Source organism: Pelagihabitans pacificus (assembly GCF_009371985.2).
GTDB classification, from domain to species: Bacteria; Bacteroidota; Bacteroidia; order Flavobacteriales; family Flavobacteriaceae; genus Pelagihabitans; species Pelagihabitans pacificus.
Map to the genome: position 1 here is coordinate 1 of NZ_VIKU02000004.1, position 24,185 is coordinate 24,185.

At 43.7% G+C, this 24,185-nt stretch carries 20 protein-coding genes and 1 pseudogene; 6 read left to right on the forward strand and 15 right to left on the reverse strand.

The annotated features are described in order from the left end of the window. Positions 1–1,668 (reverse strand): annotated as a pseudogene (locus FK220_RS13105) (hypothetical protein); the annotation flags it as partial. A 281-nt stretch (positions 1,669–1,949) separates the two neighbouring features. Here FK220_RS13105 and FK220_RS13110 point away from each other — a divergent pair. Then, positions 1,950–3,104 (forward strand): serine hydrolase domain-containing protein, encoded by a 1,155-nt coding sequence (locus tag FK220_RS13110; RefSeq protein WP_152574800.1) that lies wholly within the window; start codon positions 1,950–1,952, stop codon positions 3,102–3,104. Positions 3,105–3,114: 10 nt separating this feature from the next. Here FK220_RS13110 and FK220_RS13115 read toward each other — a convergent pair whose 3' ends face one another. Both FK220_RS13115 and FK220_RS13120 read right to left on the reverse strand, forming a co-directional pair. After that, positions 3,115–3,813 (reverse strand): LytR/AlgR family response regulator transcription factor, encoded by a 699-nt coding sequence (locus FK220_RS13115; RefSeq protein ID WP_152574801.1) that lies wholly within the window; start codon positions 3,811–3,813, stop codon positions 3,115–3,117. Then, positions 3,810–4,781, reverse strand: coding sequence for a sensor histidine kinase (locus FK220_RS13120; RefSeq protein WP_152574802.1), 972 nt, complete (start codon positions 4,779–4,781; stop codon positions 3,810–3,812). Before FK220_RS13120 ends, FK220_RS13115 begins: the two co-directional genes overlap by 4 nt. Positions 4,782–4,984: 203 nt before the next feature. On the opposite strand from FK220_RS13120, the gene FK220_RS13125 reads away from it, so the two are divergent. After that, complete coding sequence (locus FK220_RS13125; protein WP_152574803.1) at positions 4,985–5,560, forward strand: thioredoxin family protein; 576 nt, start codon at positions 4,985–4,987, stop codon at positions 5,558–5,560. Here the strand turns inward: FK220_RS13125 and FK220_RS13130 are convergent. Both FK220_RS13130 and FK220_RS13135 read right to left on the reverse strand, forming a co-directional pair. Further along, positions 5,557–6,714 (reverse strand): methionine aminotransferase, encoded by a 1,158-nt coding sequence (locus FK220_RS13130; RefSeq protein WP_152574804.1) that lies wholly within the window; start codon positions 6,712–6,714, stop codon positions 5,557–5,559. The genes FK220_RS13125 and FK220_RS13130 overlap by 4 nt on opposite strands. 70 nt (positions 6,715–6,784) lie before the next feature. Continuing rightward, positions 6,785–7,057 carry a hypothetical protein gene (locus FK220_RS13135; RefSeq protein ID WP_152574805.1) on the reverse strand — a complete coding sequence of 91 codons (273 nt, stop codon included), beginning with the start codon at positions 7,055–7,057 and terminating at the stop codon, positions 6,785–6,787. Positions 7,058–7,245: 188 nt separating this feature from the next. Here FK220_RS13135 and FK220_RS13140 point away from each other — a divergent pair, with 188 nt between their 5' ends. Further along, complete coding sequence (locus tag FK220_RS13140; protein ID WP_152574806.1) at positions 7,246–7,953, forward strand: helix-turn-helix domain-containing protein; 708 nt, start codon at positions 7,246–7,248, stop codon at positions 7,951–7,953. On the opposite strand, the gene FK220_RS13145 is transcribed toward FK220_RS13140, so the two are convergent. The 10 genes from FK220_RS13145 to FK220_RS13190 all read right to left on the reverse strand — a co-directional run bounded on the left by FK220_RS13145 (position 7,950) and on the right by FK220_RS13190 (position 21,300). Then, entirely contained in the window at positions 7,950–8,429 is a 480-nt protein-coding gene (locus FK220_RS13145; RefSeq protein ID WP_152574807.1) for a very short patch repair endonuclease, read from the reverse strand. The two genes, FK220_RS13140 and FK220_RS13145, sit on opposite strands and share 4 nt — an antisense overlap. A 97-nt stretch (positions 8,430–8,526) precedes the next feature. Continuing rightward, positions 8,527–9,273 carry a succinate dehydrogenase/fumarate reductase iron-sulfur subunit gene (locus FK220_RS13150; RefSeq protein ID WP_152574808.1) on the reverse strand — a complete coding sequence of 249 codons (747 nt, stop codon included), beginning with the start codon at positions 9,271–9,273 and terminating at the stop codon, positions 8,527–8,529. Positions 9,274–9,346: 73 nt separating this feature from the next. After that, positions 9,347–11,350 carry a fumarate reductase/succinate dehydrogenase flavoprotein subunit gene (locus FK220_RS13155; RefSeq protein ID WP_152574809.1) on the reverse strand — a complete coding sequence of 668 codons (2,004 nt, stop codon included), beginning with the start codon at positions 11,348–11,350 and terminating at the stop codon, positions 9,347–9,349. A 2-nt stretch (positions 11,351–11,352) separates the two neighbouring features. Next, positions 11,353–12,021 carry a succinate dehydrogenase cytochrome b subunit gene (locus tag FK220_RS13160; RefSeq protein ID WP_152574810.1) on the reverse strand — a complete coding sequence of 223 codons (669 nt, stop codon included), beginning with the start codon at positions 12,019–12,021 and terminating at the stop codon, positions 11,353–11,355. A gap of 229 nt (positions 12,022–12,250) precedes the next feature. Beyond that, on the reverse strand, positions 12,251–13,438 hold the full coding sequence (locus tag FK220_RS13165) for a Kelch repeat-containing protein (protein WP_152574811.1): 1,188 nt from the start codon (positions 13,436–13,438) through the stop codon (positions 12,251–12,253). Positions 13,439–13,617: 179 nt separating this feature from the next. Further along, positions 13,618–14,106, reverse strand: a complete 489-nt coding sequence (locus FK220_RS13170; protein WP_152574812.1) for a hypothetical protein — start codon at positions 14,104–14,106, stop codon at positions 13,618–13,620. A 54-nt stretch (positions 14,107–14,160) separates the two neighbouring features. Next, positions 14,161–15,291 carry a Kelch repeat-containing protein gene (locus FK220_RS13175; RefSeq protein WP_152574813.1) on the reverse strand — a complete coding sequence of 377 codons (1,131 nt, stop codon included), beginning with the start codon at positions 15,289–15,291 and terminating at the stop codon, positions 14,161–14,163. 73 nt (positions 15,292–15,364) lie between these two features. Continuing rightward, entirely contained in the window at positions 15,365–16,120 is a 756-nt protein-coding gene (locus FK220_RS20205) for a collagen-like protein (protein WP_166204908.1), read from the reverse strand. Positions 16,121–16,488: 368 nt separating this feature from the next. Beyond that, complete coding sequence (locus tag FK220_RS13185; RefSeq protein ID WP_152574814.1) at positions 16,489–17,409, reverse strand: helix-turn-helix domain-containing protein; 921 nt, start codon at positions 17,407–17,409, stop codon at positions 16,489–16,491. A 66-nt stretch (positions 17,410–17,475) separates the two neighbouring features. Continuing rightward, complete coding sequence (locus FK220_RS13190; RefSeq protein WP_166204910.1) at positions 17,476–21,300, reverse strand: hybrid sensor histidine kinase/response regulator transcription factor; 3,825 nt, start codon at positions 21,298–21,300, stop codon at positions 17,476–17,478. A 379-nt stretch (positions 21,301–21,679) separates the two neighbouring features. Between FK220_RS13190 and FK220_RS13195 the strand changes: the two genes are divergently transcribed. The 3 genes from FK220_RS13195 to FK220_RS13205 all read left to right on the forward strand — a co-directional run bounded on the left by FK220_RS13195 (position 21,680) and on the right by FK220_RS13205 (position 24,022). Further along, positions 21,680–22,573 carry a RimK family alpha-L-glutamate ligase gene (locus tag FK220_RS13195; protein WP_152574816.1) on the forward strand — a complete coding sequence of 298 codons (894 nt, stop codon included), beginning with the start codon at positions 21,680–21,682 and terminating at the stop codon, positions 22,571–22,573. A 54-nt stretch (positions 22,574–22,627) separates the two neighbouring features. Continuing rightward, positions 22,628–23,587 (forward strand): succinylglutamate desuccinylase/aspartoacylase family protein, encoded by a 960-nt coding sequence (locus FK220_RS13200; RefSeq protein ID WP_152574817.1) that lies wholly within the window; start codon positions 22,628–22,630, stop codon positions 23,585–23,587. Between the two features lie 66 nt (positions 23,588–23,653). After that, entirely contained in the window at positions 23,654–24,022 is a 369-nt protein-coding gene (locus tag FK220_RS13205; RefSeq protein ID WP_152574818.1) for a hypothetical protein, read from the forward strand. Positions 24,023–24,185 lie beyond the last annotated feature (163 nt).

Sequence of the window (24,185 nt, forward strand, 5' to 3'; positions counted from 1 at the left end):
GTTGGCCTGGCCCGCTCCCACGCCGGCGAAGACGTAGTCCGGTCCCTGTAGGTTGTCCTCCCAGACGGGCGCCAAGAACGAGATAGCGCCGTCCTCGTTGGTCAGGGTGTCCGGACAGGAATTGGTAGATGCCGTTACCCAGGTCATCGCATCATAGTCTTGCTGGTTGAAGTATACCACTTCTATAAGTTCGTACCCGGGATTAGCCCATAGTTGACCAGCCTCGTTCTCGTAATAGGGAATCACTTGGTTGTGGCTACCGGTAAGGCTCTGTCCTGCGGGAATGCGGATACCATTGCCAAAATCCACACCAGGCGCTTCCAGATTATCGCTAATGCCATTGTTGTTAGTGTCGATAATAGTACCCACATCGTTCAATGAATCATACCCTGCGGCTTCAGAAAATTGCCGATACCCACCCCCGGTAAATCCGTCTCCGTTTATAAATTCACCCGTGTTGCTGATCGCATTATTGATAGATCTCACATCTTCTGCATCTCTGGACATACTTGCTCCTATGTGCGGTAACATAATGCTTTCCAAGTCTCCGGAAGGAATAGCTTTTGTTGCAAGTCCTGTGAAATTAAAAGGGGCCATTACCCTATGTGTGCCCTCGCTAATTGCATTTATGTTATCGTCATCTGAACCGACAAAAGCCCATTCGGTTTGACTTGATAGTGTTCTCTTGTGACTGTAATTGTCATTGACGTAAAGTCTATGGTTAGCGAAATTCGGAGATGTAAATACACGGTTATCTGGCCAATGGAACCCATATCTATTAGTATTCGTGTTCGGCCCTGGTTTCATTTTGTTGCCAATAAAATCGGCCTTGTAAGTTCCTATTCCAGGATTAATTTGAATGCCGAACGCTCCATGGTTGTAGATATAATTGTTCACGAATTCGATTTTGGTGTCCCCGGTTGATTTTCCTTGAATATTTGGATTCCTTTGATTGTTGTTGGCCATTAAGTTGCCAAAATAAGTTACGTTTGGCGTTGCCGAAGTTAATGTACCCATGCTATGTAATGGCCCATTGCTCTCATGCCCTGCGTAAGCTAGTGCGGAGGATATGATCGAATACTGCATAGTTATTGATCCCTGTGTGGAGAACGATACGTTTTCATCGACCCCGAATGCAAAACTACAATGGTCTATAATATGTACGCCGTCATTTCCCCAAGGCTCGAAATTGTCTCCGGCATCGTTTTGGCCATTATTGGTTCCGCCACGGAACCTTATATAGCGCATTACCGCATTACCCCATCCATTTGCCTCCGTTCCTCCCGAAGATAGTAAGGGGACAGTCGTATTCCCCCCTACCTGCTGCCTCAGCGAAATTCCATCTCCTCCTGCCCGAAAAGCTGATTGTCCGAAAAGAGTATAGTCGCTCAAAGGGACAATACTGCTCGATCCCGGGGTAATATAGCCGGCTTTTTCAAAAACGATATACCTAGGACCACTTGTTGTCAATGCCCGCCTTAGACTTTCTTCCCCTGAAGAGTCTAGATTGTTTACCTTAATAACCTGCCCGGTGCGGCCACCGGTAGCATACTTTCCAAACCCTTCCGCTGAAGGGAAAGCCTTCAACTCATCCTGTATTTGACAATAAGAATATGGGATAGTAAAAATGGAACAAATTAGTGTAAAAAGCAGGTATTTGTTTTTCATGACAATGTATTTTTATGGTGAACGATTTCCTGAAGATATAGCAATGCCTTTTTCGTAATCTCTGATGTCAATGATAGAAACATCATAATTTACAAACAATGTAAATATAATTGTTAATTTAAGCAAAGTAATAGCTACTTATCTTAAAGTATACTGATAAATTAAAGCAGTATAAACTTACAAATACTAGTAAAAATCATTTGTAAATAATAAATTAGATTAAAGATGCCTTTATTGACGAGAGCCTATATTTATTATCTTTATCAAATAACAATGGAGTAATGAAACTCGTTGCATCCTCATTTATATTTTTATCGACCTTTACTTTTTTAGTCGCCCAGACCACATACTATCCCCCTGATGGGAATTCCATTTGGGAACAAAAACTCCCTAAAGAGGTAATGATGGATTCGGGGAAACTCATTGAGGCGGTCGCGTTTGCAAAAGCGAATGAGTACTCCGGTTCTCGAGACCTGCGCATCGCCATTCTAAAAGGTTTTGAAAGGGAGCCGTTTCACGAAATTTTAGGCCCCACCAAAAAGCGGGGTGGTCCCGCGGGAATGATTTTAAAAAGTGGTTACTCGATTGCTCAATGGGGCGATACCAAGAGAGTCGATATGACCTTTAGCGTTACAAAGAGCTTTTTAAGTACGGTTGCGGGGCTCGCCGTAGACCAGGGTTTAATCGGCAGTACCTCTGAGAAGGTAAATGCCTACATATGGGATGGTACCTTTGGAGGGGAACATAATAGCAAGATAAGGTGGGAACATCTTTTACAACAGAATTCAGACTGGTCGGGTGAACTTTGGGGTGGAAAGGATTGGGCCGACAGGCCCCCGAAAGAAGGTGGCCTTGATGAGTGGAAATTCCGGAAGCTCAACGAACCTGGTACCGTTATGGAATACAATGATGTGCGGGTCAATGTACTGGCCTACGCATTGACCCACGTTTGGCGAAAACCGCTACCCGTGGTGCTCAAGGAACATCTGATGGATAAAATCGGGGCATCTACCACATGGCGCTGGCATGGATACGAGCATGCGTGGACGGAAATTGACGGACTACAGATGAAATCGGTCACTGGGGGCGGCCATTCCGGGGCAGGACTCTTTATCAACACCGAGGACATGGCCCGTTTTGGGCTTCTATTCCTGAACAGGGGTACATGGAACAACGAACGATTGGTCAGTGAATCATGGATCCAAAAAGCCATTGAACCCTCTAAACCCAATATCAACTATGGCTATATGTGGTGGTTGAACAAGAAGGGTGCCCGTTATTGGGAGGGCCTTTCGGAAAATCTATACTATGCAGCAGGTTTTGGAGGTAACTTTATTATCATTGACGAGGAAAACGATATGGTAATAGTCACCCGTTGGTTGCAGCCCAATAAAATAGGTGAGTTCATGGCCATGGTCAATGCAGCCTTGGAATAAAGGTATTTCGCTACAATTTCAGCTTTTTCTTTAAGGAAGCCTTGTATACACGGCCTATTGGGATTTTCTTACCTTGGATAAAAATAGTGTTCCCAACTATTTTATCGATTTCGCTATAATTGATAATGTACGATTTATGTACCTGGACAAATTGTGAATCAGGTAGCGTTTCCACCCAGTTCTTCAAGGATTCCAAGTAGGAGAGCTTTCCGTTTCGGGTGGCGACGGTGACATAGTTTTTGTCCGATTCGATGTACAGAATGGTATCGATTTCAATTTTATGCAAGGTCTTATCAACGTTCAAGAAAAGGGCATGCGCAGGCTTTCGTACCGAATCGCGTTGAAAGCTGCTGCGTTTCCAATGCTTTCGGGCTTTGTTTATGGCCTTCAAGAAACGCTCGAACGAAAAGGGCTTTACCAAGTAGTCGCAAATCGTATCCAATTCAAAACTTTCGACGGCATGCTCGGGATAAGCGGTGGTTATAACAATAGCCGGGGGGTTACTAAGTGTTTTGATATAGTGTAGTCCCGATATATCAGGTAGGTTAATATCAAGGAATACAACATCGATTTGCTGGTTCTGCAACATAGAATTCGCTTCCAATGCCGATTGATAACTATTAATTAACTGCAAATCAGGCAGTTTGGCCATATAGTTTTTTAGTATCCTTTGTGCAGGAAGTTCATCTTCAATAATAACGCACTTCATGTCAGATGCAATTTTAGATAAACGGTATAGTCCTCGGTCTCTGTAATTCGTAGTTCGTGCTGGTTGGGATACAAAAGTGACAGTCGCTTCTGAAGATTTTTGAGCCCGATTTTTGAGCTGACCTCCTTGGCTTTCCTTGACACGGGTCTATTACTGCATTCACATTCCAGAACCCCTTCCTTTATTCGTATTTTGATAGCAACCTTACTTTTTGGGGCACTGTGTTTGAAGGCGTTTTCAATAATTGTGATGAGCAATAAAGGAGCAATTTCATGGTTGGTTGCGTCTACGTCAAGGCGGTAGTCGATTTGTTTGATATTTTGCGTGCGTAGTTTTTGAAATGCAATATAGTTTTCGATATAATCCAGCTCTTTCTGAAGCTCTATTTTATGGGTATTGCTTTCATAAAGGACATGTTTCAGATTGTCGGAAAGCATCAAGATCATTTCCGGCACTTCATCCGGTTGTTCCAAGGAATAGGAATAGATGGTATTCAAATTGTTGAACAGCACATGCGGGTTAATCTGTGACTTTAGGAACTGTAATTCCATTTCGGTATTTTCTTGTTTGATAGCTTCTAGCTCATCTTGTTTTTTCAGATATCCATATAACATCCATAAGAAGGAAAAGAAAACGATAGGCACTAGGGTTTGCCAAAGATAATCGGATAGGCATTTCATGATACTACAGCCACATTCCGCAAAAAAGTGACAATAGGCCTGTGTTCCTAAAAAGGAGATGGCCCCTATGGTTAAGGCATACAAAAGATAGTAGCGTTTTCGAATAAAAAAGGGCAATAGCACCCCGTTGTTTGTATATACAATACCGACTAGTATAAAGAAATATTGCAAAAAAGGGTTTTCCCGCCAGTAGTAATTCGAAAAAACAAAGAGCGATACAAATACAAACAAGGCCCAGAATAGTAGGTGTATCAGCACTTCATAAATTCGATGGCTTAAAGTAGACATAGGGGGAAAGTAGCGAAAAAGTACAGACTGTTCAAAAACACTATATGAAAAGCCGTTTCAATCATATAAACGACCTCTTTTATAAGACTTTGCGTTTTATAGGCTCGAAAAGGTAGTTGGAACTGCCGTTTCCGGTTTGGGTCTAGAAAGCTGGCAGGGCGATTCATGGCGCCATAGGTTTGGGAAAATTAAACCCATAGCGTATGAGAACGAATGTAGTATTTACACTAGCGATACTTTGTTCTGTGATAGCTGTCAACTGCCATGGCCAGAACGTCAATCAGAAGGTTATTGAATCAAACGGTCAGGAAAAATTACTGGGCCAGGTCAATAAAATTGCCTTCATGAAAGATTCTTTTGTAAGCTGGTTCGAGCCAGAGTTTACAGGGTACACTGTAGATACCGCTACCTTGAAAGGGGTCAATGAACAATTAAAAAAGTATAAGATAAAGGCATTTATGGGCACTTGGTGTGGTGACAGCAAAAGGGAAGTTCCTCGATTTTACAGCGTCTTGGAAGCGGCGAAGTTTCCGATGGATCAATTACTCATGGTGGCAGTCGACCATGTACAACCGAATTACAAAAAAAGCCCTGGAGGGGAGGAAAAGGGTTTGAATATCGTAAAGGTGCCGACCTTTATTTTCTACAAGGATGGTAAGGAGGTCAACCGAATCATAGAATCACCGGTAATTTCAATCGAGAAGGACATGGAGGCCATTGTTACGGGAAAGAATTACATACCCAACCACAGCAAAGTGCGTTTGGTTCCCATGGATTAGAGTTTATTCAAAATATTGGTTGCGCTTTCCAAAGTCTCCTCGGTTTTGGCAAAACAAAAACGCAGCAATTGGTGATCTTGGTGATCAAGATTAAAAGAGGAAATCGGAATGCAAGCCAGTTTATGATCAATAATCAGTCGCTCGGCAAGCGCTTCGTCCGATTCGCTGCTTACTTCGGAAAAATCGAGCAATTGAAAATAAGTGCCGTGAGAGGGGGTAAACTTGAATTTTGAACTGGATAAACGATTGAGGAAGAAATCCCTTTTTTGTTGGTAGAAACCACCTAGCCCTAAATAATTTCGTTCGTTTCTTAGATATTCCGCCAAGGCCCGCTGCACAGGATGGTCTACCGAAAAAACCGCAAACTGATGGGTCTTTAGAAACTCTTTCATCAATGGCGCAGGGGCAACGCAGTAGCCCATTTTCCAACCAGTGACATGAAAGGTTTTGCCGAATGAGGCGCAGACAAAGCTGCGGGAAGCCAGATTATCGAAACGGGATGCACTTTCATGCTCTTGGCCGTCGAACACAATGTGTTCATACACCTCATCACTTACGAGAATGATGTTGGTGGGCCGCAATATTTCCTCTAGTTGCAGCATATCTTCCCTCGAAAAAATAGCGCCGCTCGGATTGTGCGGTGTATTGATTATGACCATTCTGGTCTTAGGGGAGATTATACTTCGGAATGCATTCCAATCTACCTTGAAATCCTTGTTGTTCAGTTGTAGTAAAACGGGAATACCCCCACTCAATTCGATGGCAGGTTCATAGCAATCGTACGCCGGTTTTAGCACGATTACCTCATCCCCAGGATGCACGAAGGCGGTGATAGCCGTAAAAATGGCCTGTGTAGCGCCAACGGTAATGGTAATTTCATTTTCAGGATCATACATCCTTTGGTGCAGCTTCTGTATTTTGTTTGTAATCGCTTCCCGCAAGCCGTAGTATCCTTGCATCGGGGCATATTGGTTATGCCCTTTTTTCATGGCTTGGGCCACCAATTCGATAAGTAGGGGATCTGCATCGAAATTGGGAAAACCTTGGGACAGGTCAAGGGCGCCATGTTTTCGCGCAAGGTTGCCGACAGTGGTAAAAATCGTTGTTTTTACATTAGGGAGTTTGGAACGGAAAGTGTTTTTTGAAGCTAGCATGGATATTGAAGTCACTTCAAAAGTACGTAAATAGCCACTGATATATAGTACCTGAACGTCATTTTCCCCGCTATAACAATCGGTTGAGGTATTTCTTGTCTCCTTCGGCCTGTAACTGTTTGGCCAATGAGTTGTCAAAGGCAATTTTGATGAGCGCTTGGATAGCCTTGGAATTTCCTTTGGTCAAACTGTTGGTTCTGTATATCACATCCCTAATGGTAGAAAAACTAATGTTGGTACGACCGGCGACATTGGCATAGTCGTTCTTGGTAGTGTTCCTACGGAGGGTAGTTGACAATCGCTCATCTATAGGCTTTCCGAAGTCTTCTTCATTGAATTTCATGTTGGTTTATTTAATAGTTAAGGTTACACTTTTTTGAGGGGCACCGGATATGTTGGTCAAATCGGGGCAAATACTCAATTAGGTTGCATATTTTGTTATATTTGTTTGTAAACGGGTTACAGATAGATGTAATAATATGTGCTATAGTATTCAATATATGTAAGATTATTACACAATATTATGATTTTATGTTTATATTCAAGCAATTAAGGCGTAAAAAAAATATAAGTCAGACGGATTTAGCCGTAGCTATTGGTGTGAGTTTACGTACAATTCAGCTTTATGAGAAGAAAAACGCTAATATACCCATCAAAAATCTTACAAAAATTGCGCAATACTTCGAGATGACCCTTTCGGAATTGTATCGGCTCGAATTGGAGGAAAATCAAGGGCTTTATCATATCAATGGAACTAATTTAAGGGGAAACAGCGAATTCAAGACCTTGGAGAACAACAAGTACTTGGCGATAGTTCCTTTGATCACCGAAGATTTTTATGCCGCTTATGTAAGGAGTTATGAGGATGACGATTTCATCCTGAAACGCCCTCGCGTAAGTTTTGTGCTAGAGCACTACGACCAAAGCGAATGCGTGGCCTTCGAAATTGCAAACCGGGCTATGGATAATGGAGAAGTCGAAAGCATTCCGCTTAACTCGGTTGTTCTTGGCAAACTGGTTTCCAAGAAAAATATAGGCCAGTTGATTGAAAAGCACCACATTTTCATCATTGTATATAAGGAAGGTATTTTGTGTAAAGAGATAGTTGGTGTCAATGAAAAGCAGGATACCATTATCTGCCATAGTTTCAATACCTCTCCCGAATATGCCGACTTCGCGATTTTGTTGAAGGATATCAACCAACTTTTCGCCGTCATCAAAAAGCAGGTAGATAGCTAGTCATCAGGGTTTATTTCACTTAAATGGGAGATGACTTCCTGTATGCAACGGTCCAACTCTTTTTTGATTTCACGCTCCCAAAATCTAAAAACCGTATAGCCAAGTCGATTTAATTCGGCGTTCACTTCGAGGTCTCGCTGAATGTTCCGTTCTATTTTGGCAATCCAAAAATCCCGGTTCGTCTTAATTTTTGGTTTTCGTTCTTCCCAGTTGTGGCCGTGCCAATATTCACCATCGATAAAAATAACGGTCTTGTATTTTTTTAGGGCGATATCGGGTTTACCGATTAATTTTTTATAGTCTATTCGATATCGGTAGCCTGCAGCATACAGCGCTTTTCGAAAGGCAAGCTCCGGCTTCGTATCCTTTCCCCGGATTTTACTCATGATTTTTGAACGTTCGGGAGTGGTGTAAAACCCGGATTCCTCGTTGAAACGAGGTACTTTGATACGTTTTTCCGAATAGTTTTTGGACATCTCTAAAAATAAGAAGACCCCAAGGGTTTTCAAAACCTTGGGGTCTAACTCTTGACTTTATAAAGTACGCTGCCTAGTGCTTTAGATTTTAAGGGGATTAGGCTTTCACTGCAGCATTTAAATACTCCCTATTCATACGTGCTATGTTCTCTAAAGAGATGCCTTTTGGGCACTCTACTTCACAGGCACCGGTATTGGTGCAATTTCCAAAGCCTTCCAAGTCCATTTGGCGAACCATGTTCTGCACCCTTTCGGTAGCTTCCACTTGACCTTGCGGTAACAGGGCGAATTGTGATACTTTGGCAGACGTAAAGAGCATGGCACTGGCATTCTTGCAGGCAGCCACACAGGCGCCACATCCAATACAGGTCGCGGCATTAAATGCTTGGTCGGCCACATCTTTTTCTATGGGAATGGCGTTGGCATCGACAGGGTTTCCCGAAGTGTTTACCGAGATGTAGCCCCCTGCCTGTTGAATTCTGTCGAAAGCAGTTCTGTCGACAATCAAATCTTTTATCACAGGAAAGGCTTTTGCACGCCATGGCTCAATGACGATTTCATCACCGTCATTAAAGCTACGCATGTGTAATTGGCACACCGTGATACGCGTATCGGGACCATGTGCACGGCCATTGATCATCAAGGAGCAGGTACCGCAAATACCTTCCCTGCAGTCATGATCAAACTCAATAGGCTCTTCCCCTTTGCTGATCAACTGCTCGTTCAGTACGTCTAGCATTTCCAAAAAAGACATATCCTCCTCAACCCCGTTCAAAGGATAATCCACCATTTGTCCTTTGGAATTCGCATCTTTTTGGCGCCAGATCTTTAAGTGTAATTTCATAGCAATTAATTTGAAAATTTGTCAATTTTAGTATTGTATCAATTGTTTTAAGAATACATTACTGATTGATAAACTACTTATAACTTCTTGTTTTCACTTCAATATTTTCGTAGACCAACTCTTCTTTGTGAAGAACGGCATCTTTCGGTTCTCCTTTGTACTCCCATGCTGAAACGAACGTAAAATTTTCGTCGTCTCTAAGGGCTTCGCCTTCCGGAGTTTGATATTCTTCACGGAAATGTCCGCCACACGACTCATTTCTGGTCAAGGCGTCCTTTGCGAACAGTTCTCCCAGTTCCAGGAAATCTGCCACACGACCCGCTTTTTCAAGTTCTTGATTTTTACTGTCCGCAGTGCCCGGAACACGAACGTTTTCCCAGAAATCGGCACGCAGTTCTGCAATCTCATCGATGGCTTCCTGCAACTCCTTCGCATTGCGGCTCATTCCGCACTTGTTCCACATGATTTTGCCCAACTTCTTATGATAGTAGTCCACGGAATGTTCTCCTTTGCCAGACATCAATTTTTCCAATCGTTCCCTTACATGGGTTTCGGCTTGGTCGAACTCGGGGGAATCGGTAGGTATTTTACCGGTACGAATATCATTTGATAAATAATCCCCTATGGTATAGGGCAGTACGAAATATCCGTCGGCCAGTCCTTGCATCAACGCGGAGGCCCCCAATCGGTTGGCTCCGTGATCGCTAAAATTACACTCTCCGGCGGCATAACATCCGGGAATAGTGGTCTGAAGGTTGTAATCGACCCAGAGTCCGCCCATGGTATAATGCACTGCGGGATAAATCATCATCGGGGTCTTATAAGGGTTCTGATCAACAATTTTTTCATACATCTGGAAGAGGTTTCCGTACTTGGCCTCGACTATTTCCTCACCTAATTTGCGAACGGTCTTATCATCCGCATCCTTCATTCCCGACGTCAGGGCTTTTTCCCTACCATAGCGCATAATTGCGGCATCGAAATCAAGGTATACGGCCTCACCGGTTTTATTGACACCGTATCCCGCATCACAACGTTCTTTGGCAGCCCTGGAGGCAACGTCTCGCGGCACTAAGTTCCCAAAAGCGGGATACCGCCGCTCCAAGTAGTAGTCACGATCCTCTTCTTTTAACTGGGTGGGTTTTAGTTTACCCTCTCGAATGGCTTTTGCATCTTCCAATCTTTTGGGTACCCAAATACGGCCATCGTTTCGCAGCGATTCCGACATCAGGGTGAGTTTCGATTGGTGATCTCCCGAGACGGGAATGCAGGTAGGGTGTATTTGTGTAAAACATGGGTTGGCGAAAAAGGCCCCTTTCTTATGCGCCTTCCAGGCGGCCATTACATTGGCCCCCATACAATAGGTCGAAAGAAAGAATAGGTTTCCATATCCTCCGGTAGCCAAAACCACGGCATGGGCCGAATGGCGTTCTATTTCACCCGTTACTAGATTCCTTGCGATAATTCCGCGTGCCTTACCATCGACCAATACCAGGTCGAGCATTTCATGACGGGTATGCGACTGGATTTTTCCACGTTGTATCTGGCGGTTCATGGCGGCATAAGCCCCCAAGAGTAACTGTTGTCCGGTCTGGCCTTTGGCATAGAAAGTACGGGATACCAATACCCCACCAAAAGAGCGGTTGTCCAACAGGCCGCCATACTCCCTCGCAAAAGGAACTCCTTGTGCGACACATTGGTCAATGATGTTGGTCGACACTTCGGCCAATCGGTATACGTTGGCCTCACGCGATCGATAGTCGCCCCCCTTTACGGTATCATAGAAAAGGCGGTATACACTGTCGCCATCACCCTGATAGTTTTTGGCGGCATTGATTCCTCCCTGTGCTGCAATTGAATGCGCCCTCCTTGGTGAATCTTGATAGCAGAAGGTCTTCACGTTGTAGCCGAGCTCTGCGAGGGTAGCTGCGGCCGAACCTCCGGCGAGCCCTGTTCCCACAACGATGACATCGATGTTTCGCTTGTTGGCCGGATTGACCAGTTCAATATGGTTTTTATGATTCGTCCATTTATCGGCCAGTGGCCCGGAAGGTACTTTAGAATCCAATATGCCCATGATTAATGTGTTATTGGGTTAAGGTGGTGGTAAATGGCGATAAAAGCAAAAGCCAACGGAACGACCACCGCGAATATTTTTGTAAACGATTTGATTGCGGGCGTGTATTTGTTGTTTACACCCATGGTCTGGAATGAGGAAGCAAACCCATGCCATAAATGTAGACTCAACAATACAAAAGCTACAACATAGATAAGAGTTCTCCAGATAGGTTCAAATTTTTCCACTGTTTCAACGTAGTATCTCGTTGGATCTGCCGGATTGGCTTCCACATACTTATATGCCATTTCATGGATCCAGAAATCATAAAAATGCAATCCTAAAAAGGCTAGGACGACCAAACCGGAATAAATCATGTTCCTAGACACCCAAGAGGCATTGGCACTCCCTTTGTACATTACATAGCCTACCCCTCGCGCTGCCCTGTTTTGGGCCTCCAGGATAAATCCCATCACAAAATGTATGATGACGCCCGCGATTAAAATCGGCTGCATCACAAATTGGACCAAAGGGTTATATCCCATAAAATGGGAAGCCTCATTGAAAAAATCCGGTGAAACCACCGAAGCGAGGTTAAGGGATACATGCAAAACGAGAAAAAGAACTAGGAAGAGGCCTGAAAGCGCCATCACTACTTTTCGGGCCAACGAAGATTTTATCAATCCGCTCATTAGTTGTTAATTTAGCTTTGCAAAGTTACGGTACGGGCAAGTTATTAACAAACTTTGGGAGGCTTTAGTATCTTATTTGGAATTATTTTGTCCAAACTGTTTCATCTGTTGAATTAAACTTGGTGTCTATAGCATAAAGTAGGGTATTTCTTAAACAAAAACTCCTGAACAATCAGGAGTTTTAAACATAGCATGCCGATGGTGTATTAGCCAAAGACAATCGACTTTCTTACTCAATAGTAATGTCATCGATTACGCAACAGTCCGGGTCTTGCAAAGACCAGATATCGGAAAGTACCGAATACAGGACTTCCCCTTTTTTAGGGATACCTTGACCGTTTAGTACCCAAAGCCTATTGTTGAAGAACACCGAGGAATGATTCGTTCTACCCGGAAATTGTTCCATAGTACCGGCCTCAATCCAATCCAATCCATTCTTGCTATACCATACATCAGTACCCAAATAGTGATCTTCGTTTACTGCCCCGTGGCCGGCGATGAGCCATAAGTGGGATCCGTCATGTAAAAGGCTATGGCCGTTTCGATGACCAAATGGGGGGTCTTCAAGTGCCTTGTTCCAATCAGCACCATTAATACTATACCATATTTCCCAGTAGCCACCTTTTAGTTCTCCGCCTATGAGTACTAACATATCATCCGTGGCCACAGTGGTATGGGAGGCCCTTAAGTTGAAGGGTGCCGAACCTGTAACCCGGACCCAATCGGAGCCATTGGAACTTTTCCAAACATCCCTGAAACCACAACATATGGCATATGACTGATCATTACTGGTACCGCCAATTAGCCAAAGAAATCCGTTAAATGCAGTAAGCGTATGCCCATTTCTAGGTTCAAAGTCGGCGTTAGCGGTGACCTGTACCCAGTTGACCCCGTCCGAGGAGGACCAAACATCGTTTAGTTCTGAATACGCATCATCATACAAAGAATGGTCATGGTCTTCCGGATATTGCTGATCATGGTCCTCCGGATCATACATTTTTCCCCCAACAACCCACATTTTACCGTTAAAGACAGTGGATGCATGATCATAGCGTGCAGGGAAAGGAGCACTTGAAGTTGCAACCTGCCAATCGGTGCCATTGGCACTATATTGGATATCGTTTTTTGGAATCGCTTCTTCGCCTTTACCGGCAAGAACCCACATCTTATCGTCGAATACCAAGGAAGTATGGCCATACCTTGGAACTAATCCCGCCCTTTTGGTATGTTCCACGGTTTTTAAGGATTTTTTCTTTGTGGTCAATTTAAATTTTAATGCGGCATCTTGGCTGGTAGCAGCTTGAGTATTGTCGAAGATGCCGGTGGTCTCTTTGTGACATGAAACGAACCATAAAAGCACGCCTAGTAAATAAATGCTGCCTGATGTCTTGATGTTTCTAAGTTTTTTTGTTTTCATGATTTTACGATTTATAGGATGTTCAGCTAGTAAGCATAATCTGTAGAATTCTAATTAACCGAGAAGGTTACGTTGACATAGTGTTTGTATTCAGCGGCAGGAATATCATGGTACAATGACGTCTCGACCATTTCTCCCCATCTGTTGTTCAAATCTTCCACCTCTTGAATACTGCCCAGTTACTTGTCCATAGCGGCGGCGATGGCAACTGCTTTGTCCTTTGCATTTGCCAAAGCGAGTTCGTTTAGTCTTTTGACCTCATGTGCGTCAATAGCGAACCTTGCAAAGCTTCTAAGATGTTGAAGGCCAAAGGTTTTGATTGTTAAAAATTTTTTCATTTCTAAAACGGAAGTTGTCCTGTACTCATATATCGTACCCTCTTTTTCATAGCCCAATGTTTCATAGCCAAAATCATTGGGGCTTTCTTTAAGGGTATCCCAAGAGATGCCTGCTTTTTTTAGGGCTTCCCGATATCGAATTTTCATTTCCTCGAGGCCAACAACTTCAGATGGAAAATTTGAATAAGAACCGCTTAACGATACGATTGCATTAAAGGAAGGAGTGGGGTCGATATGAACTGCATGGCCACTTACCTTTATAATAGCCTTATTTTGCCGGGACATTACCAACATCGGTAACAGAATGAACAAGAGACTTATTTTTTTCATTACAATAATTTTTTGGATTAGGTCCTTCAGGGCGTTTTGTCCCAATGAACATCGTTAATTTTCATAGCTTAAATCTTGGGTTTTACCTTGGGTATAGGCAGGGTCTTCAAATGACCAGACGTCGGAATGAACATTGTAAGGTCCGTTTATGTTGCTGGGCGCCGTACCATTGATGACCCATAGTTTGCCATTAACGAATACGGAAGCATGTTGTGCTCGTTTCGGAAATGTCTGAGAGGTTTCGGCCTGGTACCAAGTTACTCCATCACTGCTGTACCAGATGTCATTTTGATGTCCGTTTAACCCTATATAGCCAGCAATAAGCCACATCAGTTTCCCATCGCTTTCCACGGTATGAAATACCCGGGCCGAAAAGGGATAGTTGTCCGTTGCCTGAATCCATTGAGATCCATTCTCGGTATACCAAACATCTTTAAGGGCACTGGTATCGCCACCTCCCACGACCCACAGCTTGCCGTCATGAACTACCGAGGCATGCCACCTGCGTGGGCCAAAAGAGGCCTTATCGGTAACTTTTATCCAATTGACGCCATCGGAGCTCCTCCAAATATCCGCTAGGGTGTCATACATATTGGTCTTCTCATTGAAACCTACTCCCCCGATCAACCATAACGATCCATTGAAGGCGGTAAGGGTGTGTTCAAATCTTTGGGGGAATGGTGCCTTGGGTGTGACCAGCTTCCATTCAATGCCATCTTCGGAAGACCAAACATCGTTCTTTAAATCTGTCGTGTTTGAGGGCTCTTTTTTTACGATTCCACCGGTAATCCACATTTTATCCTGGAACACCGTGGCACCGAATAGTGAACGATTTGGGAAGTTTGCTTGTTCGGAGACAGACTTCCAATGGGCACCATCAGTACTAAACAATACGTCATCACTCGTATAGTTATCATAGTCACCGGCCTCGAGAAGATTTCCTCCCAAAATCCATATTTTGTTTTCAAATGCAAGGCAACGGTGGTTGTACCTAGGGCTCAAACTTCCCTTAGGGTCCAGTTTTTTGGTTTTCAAGGTCTTCTTATTGGAAGTAAACCCCATTTTTAGGGTGGTTGAATTTTCTTTGGTCGCTTCCGAAACGGGCATCGAATCCAAGGGTTCCTTTTGGCACGAAACAAAAACAAGGATTACGGGTATAAGGTATTTGAAATTCAAGTTTTTCATCGATTGTTCTTTTAAGGTGACGGGAATTTAAATTTTGAACGCCTTGCCGGCATGCCGGCAAGGCGCATCTGTACTACTCAGGAATATTGAATTGCTCCAAAATGTCCCGGTAACTCATTTTAGATAAATCTGTATGTGAGGTTTTATTACCTAGTGTATCCGATCCACTGTTACCGCCAGTTGATTGTCCACCTGGAATAAGGATATATCGGTACTCACCAAAAAATGGAACGCCCACGGGTTCACCTTCTTCATTGGCGGCGACCACAATATCTAACTGCCCAGCTGTTTCTGCCCGAAAATAATGTGATTGCTGAAGCGCTGCACCGAATACAATGGGTATTCCATATACATCGGTATCGTTGGTAACAGGATTGGGTTTTGATTTTCCAAAAACGAGGATGACACCGGTATCGATAATACCTTGAGTCATAAGTGGGGCATCTATGGAAAAGGAGGCAGAGGTTGAGATGACGTTGTTGGCAAGTTCAGAATCGATCCAACCTGAATAAATGACATTGGCAGTGCCGGTCTCACCCTGTTCCCCTTGCGGCCCGGCAGGCCCTTGTGGACCGGTCTCACCCTGTTCTCCCTGTGGTCCCTGAGGGCCTTGCGGACCAGTTTCACCTGGTTCCCCTTGTGGGCCGGGAACCCCCAGTGCCTCACCATCTTGACCCGCAGGCCCTTGGGGTCCTTGAGGTCCCTGTTCCCCTTGAGGTCCTTGTGGCCCAATCGGGCCATCTACACCATCTTTACTGCAGGCGACCAATAGGCCCGCTATAAATAGAATGCTAAAAAATCTCTGTGTAAATCTCAGTTTTGTTTTCATCACTATTTTTTTAATTGTTAATAATGAAACAAACCTATGGGTGATATGTGCTTGGAATGTCCTAAATATTTAGCTTCAAAAGAATCGGGACATATTGAAACGACATTTAATACACTGAAATACAGCAATATACGTCTAAATTTTGCAGGCTATAATCAAATTTTTGCAACTCATCATCTATTTTTGACCATTCGTACAAAAACCTAAAGGGGGAGTTGGTAAACTAAAATATTTTGAAGTGCTGGTAACTTTCTTGCAGAAGGAATTAAGGCTTCATAAACGTAGGAAAGCGCATTGCACCTTCGGTTTTCTAGAACCTTGTTCAAAAGGATGTTTGTATTGTGTACGGCCCTTGGAAGGGGATTTCCCTATACGTGTACCAATTCTTGGTATCTTTGAATCGTTGACCTCGATGACCGTGTGGTATGTTCCTTGTAACGAGAAGGTGTTATTCCGGTATGTTTTTTAAAAGCGGAGTAAAATGCGGATTTGGAGTTAAATCCGGCTTCGAGGCCAACCGAGACAATGGTATAATGTGAATACTGGCTGGATAGCAGATTTCTTTTGACCTCCGATATACGGTATTGGTTGATGTAGTCAATAAAACCAACTTTAATGTAAGTATTGATCATACTCGAAAGGTAGCAGGCAGATATTCCTAAAAGATTTGCGGTAGCCACCAGACCGAGATCGGGATCCCGATAAATTTTATGCGTCCGCATCAAGGTCTCCAGTTTTTTGAAATATTTGTTTGCGGTGGTCAGGATTTTTCTGCTTCTAGCCTGTAGTTCTTTGATTTTTTGGGAACAAAGCGCTGCAACGATGGTAAGTAGGTGTAGGTGTCTTTCGGTAAAGAAGTTCTTCTCGGGATGTTCTGAATCGATAATTCCGAAAAGTTGATCGTTCACAAAGATAGGCACACATATTTCGGAGCACCTTACTTCGTCATCTATAATATAACGTGGATCCCCGAGTGTGTTCGGTATTATTTCGGCTTGTTTATTCAAAGCAACATGGCCGACGATACCTTTCCCAAGGGGAATCTCAATTTGATGATAGATAATGGCCCCGGAGGGATTTTTCTTCCCGTAGGCAGCCTTTTGTACCAGTACATTTCTTTTTTTATCGAAGGCGTATACCACACAGTCTACAAAGCCCAACCTTTGGATCACATTCCTGGTAACGTCCCAGAAGACCTCTTCTATCGACTCCTTTTCATGTAGGGAAGTCGAAAAGTAACTGATGGCCCGAATTTCGTCAAGTGCCTCCCCTATGCTATTGGTGTTCATACGCTTTGTTTAAACTCAAAGCTATGGGATATGCCTTTGACCTTGCTGTTCTAATGTAACATACTGCTATGATATTGTAACATTGGCCGTAAAAGCCCTGTTTTTCAAGGATACCTGATATTCCGAAGGCGTTTGTCCGAAGGTTTCCTTAAAACGCTTCATAAAATAAGTAGGAGTCGAGAAGCCCACGGCATACCCCACTTCACTGATGGTAAAATCGGAGTCTTTAAGCAATCGCTTGGCCTGCCGTAGGCGTTGGGAGCGGATAAAGGCCGATGTGGAGAGCCCCGTGTAGGCCAGTAACTTCCGGTGTAGTTGCATACGACTCATAGTTGCCTTTGCGCTAAAAGTAGCGGCGTTGAAGGAAGGATCGTAGAGGTGGTCGTCCAAGATTTGCTGTACCTTTTCGAAAAATAGCTCATCGGCAGCGCTTACAACGATATTTTTGGGTTTGAGTACCAACTCCTTATTATAGCGAGCACGAAGGGCCTGGCGTAATGAAATAAGGTTTTCCATTCGTTTTTCAAGAAGCTGTATCTTAAAGGGCTTGGCGACAAAATCGTCCGCACCCGAATCAAGTCCCGTAAGTTCCATTTCTTGGGAATTGTTGGCCGTCAGAAGGATGATGGGGATATGTGAGGTTCTTCCATCGGCCCGTAACCGGTTGCAGAGCTGAATACCGTTCATGATGGGCATTCGAATGTCGGAAACAATAATATCGGGCACTTGCTCCAAGGCGATACGCAACCCGACTTGACCATTCCCGGCTTCCAAAACACGATAGCTTGTTTGGAACGATTGCTTAATGAACGAGCGTATTTCTGCATGATCTTCTACCACCAACAGAATGGGGCGTTCCCCTTCATTGATTACTTTTTTTCCCTCAGCCATGTCATCATGCTCCCGTGTTGCCATTACTATTCGGGAACGGCAATTGTCGGAACTATCGGTTTCGGCCAAAGAATCCTCCTGGATCGGAAGGATAACCTTGAAAGAGAGTTTGTCTTTTTCCTCAAAAACTACTTCGATGTTGCCTCCATAAAAAGCCACTAGTTCTTTGACCAGGGAAAGACCAACCCCGATGCCTTCCGCAAATTCATCCTTTTGATAAAACCGTTCAAAGAGTTTTTCGGGGTCTAACCGATGACTTTCATGGATAGTGTTTTGAACGGTTATCAAAACGGATGCTTCTTCATATTTTACGTAAAAGCCGCAATATCCTTTCTCCGGGGAATACTTAAAGGCATTGGATAAGAGGTTGGTCACGATTTTTTCCAAAATATCCTCATCATACCAGACGCTGCCCGTTGGGTCGATGCGTACGTCATAATGCATTCGTTTTAATGAGGCCCGATATTCGAACGATTTTGAGATCATATGTAGAAAAAGACCCAAATCGGCTTTCTGAAGTGTCTTTTGTAGCTTGCCTTCTTCCAGTTTCGACAGCTGTAATAGTTGGTCGACCAGAGAAGTCATCCGATAGGCATTGCGTTTCACCATGGCCAGGTTTGAGTACTCGCTTTCCGACAAACTACTTTTAGTCAGTTGCTGGTCAATGGGTCCCGTTATAAGACTTAGGGGGGTTTTAAACTCATGGGCGATGTTGGTGTACAATTTTGATCGGAAATCATTTAGTTTTTGAAGTCGAATGGCTTCCTCCTCCTTTAACTGTAAATGAAGTTTCATGGTCCATCTCCATTTGAGATATCGGTAGATTCCATAACATGCCATTACCAATAACAAGGCATACACCGATTTGGCCAACGTACTTAGGTACCAAGGCGGAGCGATATTAATTTTCAATTGGGAAATAGCGTCATTTGTCGAATGCCCATCGTACAGCGCCCGTACCTTTAAAAGATGGTTACCGTACGGAATATTGGTGAAGTACGCAGTCTGTAGGTCGGTCGTTTTCCAATTACCGTTGTCCAAGGAGTAGCTATACTGTATTTTTTCGGGATGTAAAAAATCCAGGGCGGAAAACCGTACCGAAAAATCATTCTGTACTGCTGTAAGCGACACTTCTTCCATAAAAGGTATTTGACCTGCATGAAAGATTTCTTCCCCAGAGTTGGACTGCACGTTGAATCCCGTAATTATTGGAGTATGGCTTATTTTTTTGGTAGCGTATTTGTCAAGGTTTATTTGCTGCACGCCCTCGTCGGTGCCAAAGTAAATTTTTTGATCGGGGGCGTCGAAAAAACCAGAACCGTACAGAAACGCATTCGATATTAGACCGTCATTTTTGGTAAAATGCTGTAGATAATTTTCCTCGGAACGGTATACATAAATTCCATCGTTAATAGTGGTTATCCACAAATTGTTCCGGTCGTCTGATCGAAGCGTCATGATTTTTTTGTCGAAAAGTGCCCCTTGGTAGTACATGCGTTCAAAATCGTCGTTGCTTTCGTGGTATCTTACTATGCCAATATCGGAGCCAAACCACAAATTACCATCCCTATCTTCCTCCAAGGTTACCAAGATATTACTCGATAGCGATCGAAGGTTTTCTTTTTGATATCGATAATTCTTTATTCGAGCGTCTACGGCATCCAAATCTATGTTGGATACCCCATCGATTCGATAGATGCCATTGGCTGCTGTAATGATCCAAAGACGGTCTTTTGTATCGATGTGCATTTTTGTTGTCTTGGCTTCCCAATCTTCCGATTCGTGATTCAGTATAATATAATTTAGAAGCCTGTCATTTTCATCGTACACCGCGATGCCTTTCCAAGTACCTACCCATAGTCGTTTGTTTTGATCACGCACCATGCCAAGGACCGTAAGGCGACCACCTTTATTCGGGATAGGGATCTCCTTTATGGTTTTCCCTGTAAGCTTGTAGATAGAAGGCCCGTCAGACCCGGCATAAATGGCATTCTCTTCAGCAAGTATAGCCATGATGGGTCGGTCGGAGAGCTGTTCAATGGAGTCCGGATGGCTCACCCCATAAAGGCCTTCGGCACCTCCGACATACAGTGTACCCTTATGCTTGGTAATACGTCTGGCATGCATGTCCAAATTTCCCGAATCAAAGGCTTCGTGATATTTCTTTTCTTTAAAAATCCCCTTGGGAGTGCCTATCCAAAGGCTTTGCTGTTGGTCTACAAAAAAAGTGTTGATGCCTTTATCCAATAACCCTGGTTCCAGGATGATGGGGGCAAGGCTCATGTGGTTTGGGTCGAAACGGTATATGGAAGCGGCATTTCCAATCCAATAATTTCCTTGGCTATCGGTGGTTATATGCGTAAAAGTCTCTTGAACGGGAAGCTCCCTTTGAACAGCTCCATTTTTATAGAGTATCATAGTGTTCTCCAAGCAAACCAACAACCCTATGTTCGGAATATATTCCAGTAGCCTTATTGGGGAATCAAAGGTAAATTGATGTTGTAGTCGTTCCTCTCCGGGGTGAAAGGAGAATAACTCATTATTTTTATCTACCAACCAAATAACATCGGTACCCACGGCTATGGGCCGGTTAAAACTACCGATTCCCAAGTTCTTGTAAGCATTGGTATGGATGTTGAAAAGAGTATAGCCCCCATCGGAAACACTTATTAGCCGGTCTTTATCGACCGGCTTTATTTTGGAAACAAGAGTGCCTTTAAATGAAAAGGGATAATCCGTTGAAAAATTGACGAACTTCATGTTCTTGGCTGAAAACTTGGTAATACCTCCACCGTAAGTGGCCAACCAATAGTTTTGATTGGAATCAATGGTAATATCCTTTATCCAATTGGCCGCTATCGACTGCGGATTCTCCGGGGAGTTTCTAAATATTTGATATTCATAGCCATCATAACGATATAGTCCGTCTTGGGTACCTATCCAAATAAATCCCTTCGGGTCTTGAACAATGGAAGATATCCATTCGTTCGACAGTCCCATCTCCATAGTTTTAAGGACTGTTGTCTGTTCTTGCGAAATACAAAGGGAGGCGTATAAAAAGGAAATAACCAGGCATGTCCTAGACCTTCTGCGCTGTGTTCTTTTCAAGGGGCGCATTGAATCGAACCGTTTTGAAAGCCGGGAAAAATAGCGTCGTACCGTTTTCATTCGCCAAGAGAGTTCATTTTGAAAATAGAAAAGATACTGATCATCCCTTTCAAGTGAATCTTTTTTTTATAAATGGGTCCAAATAGTGTATAGAATGCCCTTTTTAAGACTTCCACAAGGTTTTTAAAGGCAAAAACAGGGATGGCAGAACACAAATTCCATTTTTTGCCCGATATTCATGGTGTCAATTAAAAGCTAACCAATCTTTGCAATGGATATCGGCCTTCTTTCCGTAAGCATGAATGTGTATTCTACCAAACGAATCGCTGAAGAAGCCGTTAAAATGGGTCATTATATCGAACTGATCGATCACACCAGATGTTCGGTGAAACTTGGGGGAGATAAACCTCGCATTTTTCTGGGGGAGGAAGATATCACCGACGGGTTCGATGCGGTCATTCCAAGAATTGGAGCCAAGGTCACACGCCACGGGGTCGCGATCGTCAAGCAATTCGAAATGAACGGAGTGTTCAGTACGGCGCGTTCTTTGAGTATCGCGAGGGCGAGGAACAAGGTGCGAACCCTTCAGATTATGGCCCGCAAGGGCATCCCGATTCCTGAAACCCTGTTTTCTATTAATCCCGATAACATCGGACAACAGATAGAAATTTTGGGCGGTGCCCCGGTGATTATTAAAATTCAGGAAGGCACGCAGGGGCTCGGGGTCATTTTGGCGGAGACCAAGAAATCGGCCAAGTCGATTATCGATACTTTTTATAAAATGGATACCAGTATTCTTATGCAGGAGTATATCGAAGAGAGCAATGGCGAAGATATCCGGATTATCGTCGTTGGTAATAAGATTGTGGCCAGTATGAAACGCACAAGCGATGTAGAAGAATTCAGATCCAACATACATCGGGGAGGCACTACGGAGGCTATCAAACCTTCGACCAAAGAACAATTCATTGCTATCAGTGCCGCAAAACATTTAGGTTTGGGGGTAGCAGGGGTCGATTTAATACGTTCCAACCGAGGGCCGTTGTTAATAGAAGTGAACGCCTCGCCGGGCCTTCAGGGAATTGAGGCGGCAACAGGTACCAATGTAGCAAAGGAAATCATTCTGTATGTCGAGCGAAATAGGAAAAAGCGAAGAAGGCGATAAGTTTCGAGACCGAGTTTCAAGTTATGTGATTATACAATACTATTTTTTGTTTAGATGGACCAACATGGAAATATCATTATTGGTGGTGAAGCGGTACAACCGGGGGAGAACAAGCTGCTTAAAATAAGTATCGACCGTTTACCAACGGGAACCTTGATCGACATACCCGTTTATGTCTTTAATGCAAAAAATCCTGGGCCAACACTATTGGTTCAGGCAGGACTCCATGGAGACGAGATCAACGGGATCGAAATCGTTAGGCGCATGTTGCACGAGAAACGATTTCATATCGAATCGGGAGCAGTTATCGCCGTACCCATTCTCAATATTTTTGGATTTATCCATTTTTCGAGGGACGTACCCGACGGAAAAGACGTAAACCGAAGTTTTCCCGGTACCAAGTCGGGCTCGATGGCCAGTAGAATTGCCTATCACTACGTTTCTGAGATCATGCATCAAATCGATTATGGGGTTGATTTGCATACGGGAGGAGGTCAACGGCACAATTTTCCACAAGTGAGGTATACCCATGAAGACCTGGAAAGTGCGCGACTGGCCGAAATCTTTAATGCACCATTTTCCTTTTCATCCAGATTGATAAAGGGTTCATTTCGAAATACTGCCTTCAAGATGAAAAAGCCTACGGTCGTCTATGAAGCCGGTGAGAGTATGCGATTCGATGATTACGCTATTTTGGAAGGGATGCAAGGGATTCTTAATGTGATGAGGCATCTGGGGATGATAACAAGCATAGAACCTACCTATTCGGAGCGATTCCAAAGTATACGCCTCTTGGAGCGAAAATGGTTACGGGCTCCGACCGCCGGAATGTTCATTCCAAAAATTACCAATGGAAGCGAACTCAAGAAAGGGCAGGCGATCGGGGTCATTACGGATACCTACGCGAAACATAGCAAAACAATCAAGGCTCCGTTCGGAGGTCATGTGCTTTGTATCAACCACCAAGCAGTGGTTAACCAGGGGGATGCCTTATTTCATGTGGGTAAAGCCTAAAAGGAATAGTTCAAACGCCTATACTTTAAAACAATGCTTTTCGTTCTATCTTAAACCTCTCTTTGGATGCTACAACGCTGGAAATCGCTTAGCTATACCACCAGATTCTCCATCGTGGCCAGTATCATTATGTTCGTTTTGGGGTTTCTAGGCATGGGTATTACCGGTGCGATGCTTTACTACATGGTTTTTTTCGCTCTGGGAAAACATCCCCATTTTGATACTTGGCATGGCGATTGGGTCTGGCCCGCCATGTTGCTCGTAAGCATGGTTTATCCCTTAGGATTTATCTTTGGCGGACTCGCTTGGCATTATTTAAAGAAGCAGATCGACTCGAAGTGGATTCTTCGTATCATGTATGTTTCAATTTTATGGCTTTGGGCCGTATTTTTATGGTATGTAACCATTCAAATAAACCTACATCATCTAGAATAAGGTACTTCTGAATAATGGTTTGGCCGACCAATCGGTCTGTTCTTCTTGTCGGTATACTATTTTTAAAAGCAGATCTGCCCCTTCATCGTTGTTTTAAGGAAATAATCGGCCTCTGCCATAAGAGCGGAACAAACCCAAATCATCAAAACCGACCCATTGGTCG